This is a genomic window from Aurantimonas coralicida DSM 14790, assembly GCF_000421645.1.
Classification (GTDB): domain Bacteria; phylum Pseudomonadota; class Alphaproteobacteria; order Rhizobiales; family Rhizobiaceae; genus Aurantimonas; species Aurantimonas coralicida.
This window is the reverse complement of the sequence record NZ_ATXK01000030.1, coordinates 1-5484: the sequence shown is the minus strand read 5'-3', so window position 1 is coordinate 5484 and position 5484 is coordinate 1. Positions and strand designations below refer to the sequence as shown.

The following is a 5484-nucleotide window of genomic DNA, read 5'->3' as shown; positions in this document are numbered from 1 at the left end:
GCCGCGTCGCTCGTTGATCTGGGAACGAGCGACGTCAAGCGTCCGCGCCACGGCGCTCACCGTATACCGCCCACGGGATCGCTCCAGGACAGCAAGGGCGATGTCCGTTTTTTTTGGGCGAGCGAAGTCGAGCGCATCTTTCAGGATCTCGTTCTCCATCGTCTTGCGGCCGAGCAGCCGCTCAAGGTCGCGGACCCGCTTTTCCAGATCGCGGACCCTCGACGTGCCGACGACGTCTTCGTCGGCCTGGACGGCCGCATGTCCGCCCTCCAGCATCCGACGCTTCCAGGCAAAGAGCTGCGACGGCCAGACGCCTGCCTGCCGCGCTACGAAGGACACGCTCATCCCGGGCTGCATCGCCTCCTCGACGAGGCGGACCTTCTCGGCCGTCGACCATCGCCGCCGGCGCTGCACAGAAGTGATCACTTCGACCCGAGAAAACGGGCCATCAGGAGCTTTCGAATAGTCGTACTCATAGGCGGATGCCTATGCCTTATCGGCTATGCCACCTGGCCGGTCAAAACGGGGTGCGCTCCACTTCCCTGCGAACCGCAGCAGGGCCCGTTCGAACCAAAAGGGCATTTTGTCTCGCGCCAGCGCGATGCCGAAGACATCCGCACCGAGCTGCTCGAGCAGCAGCCTGAGCCCGCCACCCCTGAACCCGGTGGTGAGGTCAGGAGCACGCGCTTGCCACGCCAGAACCCGTGATGAGATGCTTTGGTGATCAGGGATTTTTCCCACGTCATCGACGCCACTATATCTGCCTGATCCGGCAGCCGCCGAGAATTGAAATCTCGGTGCGCCGCTGGAAGGCCGGCGTCGGCCGTAACGACCCGCCAAAACTTTCAGCCGCCCACCGAAGAGGGCGCGGCATCACCGGAAAACCAGTCGCCTGGACGCGATGAAGTTGAAACCCATTCCCGCCGCGGCGCCGACGGCCAGCGCGATCAGTGGCCGATCGTAGAAATAGCTCATACCGAGCACGAGAACCAGATAAGCGAGATTTGTCGCCAACCATCCCAGAATATTGGCTCCGACATACTGCGCCCACTCCGCGAGCCAGCCCTTGCGGCTCGAATCGAACGTATAACGACGGTTCAGCCACCACGTCGCCGTGACGGCGACGGGGAAGGCAATGGCTTGGGCCCAAACGGGGCCGGTCGTCGGTATGACCAGATGAACGATAAGGGCATTGATGGCGAAGCCGGCGACGCCGACTAGGGCAAAGCGCCCGACCTGCACCAGCAGCGCGCGCCTTGCCTGCGCTTGCTTGGCGGATGAACGACCGGAATTCATGCGACGGACTTTCCTGTCGGCAACGCCCAGCCGCGAGCCGTATCAATCAGGCGAATGAAGCGCAACGTCCTGCGATCAGCCACGTGTCAATCGCGCTTGCCGGAGCGCGACAATTGACCTAGCTACTTCCGACACGGTAGGGCAACCCCGCTGGCCTTTAGTGCCTCCGCCCCTTATCGAGGTCCTGCCATTGCCTATCAGAACGTGCATCGTCATTCCTGCCTATAATGAAGAGCATGCGATCGAACTCACGATCGACGATTATAGGAACGAGTTTCCTGACGCCACGATCGTCGTGATCGACAACAATTCGTTCGATCGGACCGGAGCGCTCGCCTCAGCGAAGCTCCAGAGCGGTCCCGGCTGCCTTCTGGTCGAAACGCGACAGGGAAAGGGCGCCGCCATCAAGGCCGGGCTAAGCCGGATCGACGCCGAGATCTACGTGATGGCCGACGGCGATGGCACCTACCCAGCGTCCGATGCCAGACGCTTGGTCGACAGGATGTTGCGGGAAAGGTGCGACATGGTGGTCGGCGACCGTATTTCCAGCGGCACCTACATGGCGCAGAACACCCGGGCGGGACACAGCGCGGGCAACAGGTTCCTGACCCGCTACATTTCCTCGCTTGCCGGGGAACGCTACGCCGACGTGCTCTCCGGTCTGCGCGTGATGTCGCGTCCGTTCGTCAGTGCGCTCGACATCCGCAGTTCCGGCTTCCAGCTCGAGACGGAACTGAATATCGTGGCGGCCTACATGCGGGCAAAGGTCGTCGAACTTCCGATTGCCTATCTCCCGCGGCCGGAAGGGTCGCAATCCAAGCTGAACACTTTCAGGGACGGATTTCGGATCATCTGGTTCGCCGCCCTCAATTGGATCGCCTTTTACCCTCTTTCTGCCTTCGGCCTTCTGTCGGCCGCAGCGTTCCTAGTATCCACCCTGCTCGGCAGCTGGGTCTTCTACGTTTTCCTCTCCACCGGATTGCTTCCGTACCCCTCGACCGCGCTGGCCGCCGCCATTGCCGGCCTCATCGGACTGCAGTCACTGTTCACCGGGATGAGTCTTCGGGTGACGGGTCGGACCGCCAGGCGACGCGATGTTGCACGCATGGTCGAGATGCGCCGAATATGGAATGCACGCCTAGATGGGCTCGAGTAGGTACCAAAATGGCTGAACCAATCGATAAGGAATATTACGAGGTCATCGCAAACCGCAGCATCGCGGAGAAGGTCCTCGTTCGCGCCCGCGAAAAAATGCATGCGGACTTCCTCCGCCTGGTCAAGCCTTCCGCCGAGACGACAATTCTCGACGTCGGCGTATCGGACGTCCAAGTGAAAGGCGCCAACTGGCTCGAAAGCGTCTACGCCTATCCGGCGAAGATCAGCGCATGCGGTCTGGGCAGGGGCGACGACTTCAAGGCCGCCTTCCCCGAGATAGACTATACGAACATAATTGCCAACCAGCGACTTCCTTATACCGACGGCGCATTCGACGTTGTCACGGCCAACGCTGTGCTGGAGCACGTCGGCAGCGTCGACAATCAGCGGGCCTTCATAGCCGAGCTGTCCAGAGTAGGACGCAGCGTGTTCCTGACCGTGCCGCACCGCTATTTCCCGATCGAGCACCACACAAGCATCCCGCTCCTGCATTTCTTCGACCGCAGCTTCGCGCTCGCGTGCAATATCACCGGCAAGGAGCGTTGGTTAAAGCCGGAAAACCTCATCATGATGTCACGCACACATCTGCGCTCACTGGCGCCGACCAACAGCACGATCGGTTACACTGGGATTGGCTTGGGTCCGTTTTCCTCGAACCTGTTCCTTCATTTGCAGAATGTGTAGCATTCCAAGGAACTGAACTGATGCCGTGGATGCCCCCGCGCAGCGGCTTCTTGTATGCCATGACGGTTCTATAGGAACCAAGCAGAGAGCGCATCAGTGACGAAACTCAGCATGTTGGCGATCGACCTGGCGAAGGGAAGCTTTCAGGTCTGCGCCGTCGGGCCGGGTGGGACGGTTCTCTACAATCGGGCGCAGTCGCGGCCGCGTTTGATTGCGTTGCTGGCCGAACATCCGGCTTGCGTGGTTGCGATGGAGGCCTGTGCGACGTCGCATCACTGGGGTCGGGTAGCGCAGGCGCACCGCCATGAAGTCCGGCTGGTTCCGACCGTCTACGTGAAGCTCTTCGTCAAGTGCCAGAAGAACGATCGCGCGGATGCGAGTGCCGAGGCCATTGCGGAGGCGGGGTCGCGACCCTCGATGCGCTTCGTGGCAGTGAAGAGCACCAAGACACAGGGCCTTGCAGTCGCCTTCTGCACCCACCAGTGTCTGGTGCGGCAAAGGACGCAACTGGTCAACGCGCTTCGTCGTCATCTGGCTGAGTTCGGTCTCGTGGCACCAAAAGGGCCGGCGAGCCTCAAGATGCTGGAGGACGCGCTCGCTGACGAAGCCGGTGATCTGCCTGCCGTGTTGCGAGAGATGGGCGCGATCTCTCGAGCAGATCGCGCGGCTCACGTAGGTGATCGAGCGGCTGACGGATGAACTGGAGGCAGCCTCGAAGACGGACACGGAACTCCGAAGGCTCTGTACCATACCGGGGATCGGGCCGGTAACGGCGGGCGCCGTTGCGGCCTTCGCGTCGGACCTCGACACGTTCGACAGCGGGCGCAACTTCGCAGCTTGGCTGGGCCTCGAGCCCGGGCAGCGGTCTACGGGCGGCAAGTCCAAGCTGGGGTCGGTCAGCAAAATGGGCCAGACCGACATCAGGCGGCTTGCTCCTCATTGTCGGAGCCCTGAGCGTCATCCGGTGGGTGGTCCGCAAGGGTGGTAGTGCGAACCGCTGGCTCGCGAATCTCGTCGCGCGAAAGCCGAAGATGGTCGCCGCTGTCGCGCTTGCGAACAAGATGGCGCGCATGATCTGGGCGTTGAGCGTGAAGAAGGAAGATTACCGGATGGCGTGACCTGAAGCCCTTCGGGAGAAAGTCACGGCATGGCCGCAAGGCCGGGGTGAGCGATCGACGAGGAGTAGGCGCCACGGACTTCGAAGTTCAAGGCAGGGACATTCAGACCCGGGCCCGAGCGCATTGCAGCTCTCTGAACCGATGTGAACCCTGCTTTCCCAACAGCATACCGGCCCGTGGCGTCATCAAGGCTGCGGATTCCGATTCAAACCGGCCGGGTATTCCGATTTGAAGTCGGCCACCATTCCGGCATGAAGCCGGCCAGCATTCCGATCAATAACCGGCCACCCTCCGGCGTCTGAAGACCCTGGGTCAGCAACTCGGGCATCACCTCCTTGTCGAACGAGGAGAGCGTGATGCCGGCAAAGAGAAGGCTGACCATGAGACAATTACGACAGATGCTTCGGCTTGCCCGGGACGGCGTCAGTGCCCGGGAGATCGCTGTGACGCTCGGCTCGGCGAGGAGCACCATCCAAGACAATCTGAAGCGCGCCACGGCAGCCGATCTGAGCTGGCCGCTGCCGGGCGAGATGACGGACGATGTCCTCGAGAACAAGCTCTTTGACCACGCCGGGGTCAAGCAGGGCATGCGGCGGCGGCCGGAACCGGACTGGGCGGGGGTCGCCGTGGAGCTGAAGAAGCCCGGCGTCACCCTTCAGATACTGTGGGACGAGTATCGCGCCGTTCATCCCGGTGGAGCGCACCCCGTTTTGACCGGCCAGGTGGCATAGCCGATAAGGCATAGGCATCCGCCTATGAGTACGACTATTCGAAAGCTCCTGATGGCCCGTTTTCTCGGGTCGAAGTGATCACTTCTGTGCAGCGCCGGCGGCGATGGTCGACGGCCGAGAAGGTCCGCCTCGTCGAGGAGGCGATGCAGCCCGGGATGAGCGTGTCCTTCGTAGCGCGGCAGGCAGGCGTCTGGCCGTCGCAGCTCTTTGCCTGGAAGCGTCGGATGCTGGAGGGCGGACATGCGGCCGTCCAGGCCGACGAAGACGTCGTCGGCACGTCGAGGGTCCGCGATCTGGAAAAGCGGGTCCGCGACCTTGAGCGGCTGCTCGGCCGCAAGACGATGGAGAACGAGATCCTGAAAGATGCGCTCGACTTCGCTCGCCCAAAAAAAACGGACATCGCCCTTGCTGTCCTGGAGCGATCCCGTGGGCGGTATACGGTGAGCGCCGTGGCGCGGACGCTTGACGTCGCTCGTTCCCAGATCAACGAGCGACGCGGC

Annotated in this window: 7 protein-coding genes and 1 pseudogene; 5 read left to right on the top strand and 3 right to left on the bottom strand. The window is 62.1% G+C overall.

Features of this window, described 5'->3' with window-relative positions; genetic code table 11:
- Positions 1 to 426 (bottom strand): transposase (locus H536_RS0122080; RefSeq protein WP_024352467.1); only part of this gene is annotated, 426 nt, incomplete at its 3' end.
- 447 nt (positions 427 to 873) lie between these two features.
- Positions 874 to 1296: a GtrA family protein gene (locus H536_RS0122075; RefSeq protein ID WP_024352471.1), complete on the bottom strand. Its 423-nt coding sequence runs from the start codon at positions 1294 to 1296 to the stop codon at positions 874 to 876.
- Between the two features lie 190 nt (positions 1297 to 1486).
- Here H536_RS0122075 and H536_RS0122070 point away from each other — a divergent pair, with 190 nt between their 5' ends.
- From H536_RS0122070 to H536_RS22990, 3 genes and pseudogenes are all read left to right on the top strand, one after another.
- A complete protein-coding gene (locus tag H536_RS0122070; protein WP_024352470.1) occupies positions 1487 to 2452 on the top strand; it encodes a glycosyltransferase in 966 nt (321 codons plus the stop codon).
- A gap of 8 nt (positions 2453 to 2460) precedes the next feature.
- Complete coding sequence (locus tag H536_RS0122065; RefSeq protein WP_024352469.1) at positions 2461 to 3135, top strand: methyltransferase domain-containing protein; 675 nt, start codon at positions 2461 to 2463, stop codon at positions 3133 to 3135.
- 96 nt (positions 3136 to 3231) lie between these two features.
- A pseudogene (locus H536_RS22990) lies at positions 3232 to 4253 on the top strand (IS110 family RNA-guided transposase).
- A 205-nt stretch (positions 4254 to 4458) separates the two neighbouring features.
- On the opposite strand, the gene H536_RS24725 reads toward H536_RS22990, so the two are convergent.
- Positions 4459 to 4635: a hypothetical protein gene (locus tag H536_RS24725; RefSeq protein ID WP_155898611.1), complete on the bottom strand. Its 177-nt coding sequence runs from the start codon at positions 4633 to 4635 to the stop codon at positions 4459 to 4461.
- Between the two features lie 16 nt (positions 4636 to 4651).
- Here H536_RS24725 and H536_RS0122050 point away from each other — a divergent pair, with 16 nt between their 5' ends.
- Positions 4652 to 4984: an IS21 family transposase gene (locus H536_RS0122050; protein WP_024352468.1), complete on the top strand. Its 333-nt coding sequence runs from the start codon at positions 4652 to 4654 to the stop codon at positions 4982 to 4984.
- Between the two features lie 74 nt (positions 4985 to 5058).
- Positions 5059 to 5484 (top strand): transposase (locus tag H536_RS0122045; RefSeq protein ID WP_024352467.1); only part of this gene is annotated, 426 nt, incomplete at its 3' end.

Bases quoted from the DNA above. Each gene is read 5' to 3' on its own strand.
- H536_RS0122075 (WP_024352471.1), bottom strand. From the start codon at position 1,296: ATGAATTCCGGTCGTTCATCCGCCAAGCAAGCGCAGGCAAGGCGCGCG.
- H536_RS0122065 (WP_024352469.1), top strand. From the start codon at position 2,461: ATGGCTGAACCAATCGATAAGGAATATTACGAGGTCATCGCAAACCGC.
- H536_RS24725 (WP_155898611.1), bottom strand. From the start codon at position 4,635: ATGGTCAGCCTTCTCTTTGCCGGCATCACGCTCTCCTCGTTCGACAAG.
- H536_RS0122050 (WP_024352468.1), top strand. From the start codon at position 4,652: ATGCTTCGGCTTGCCCGGGACGGCGTCAGTGCCCGGGAGATCGCTGTG.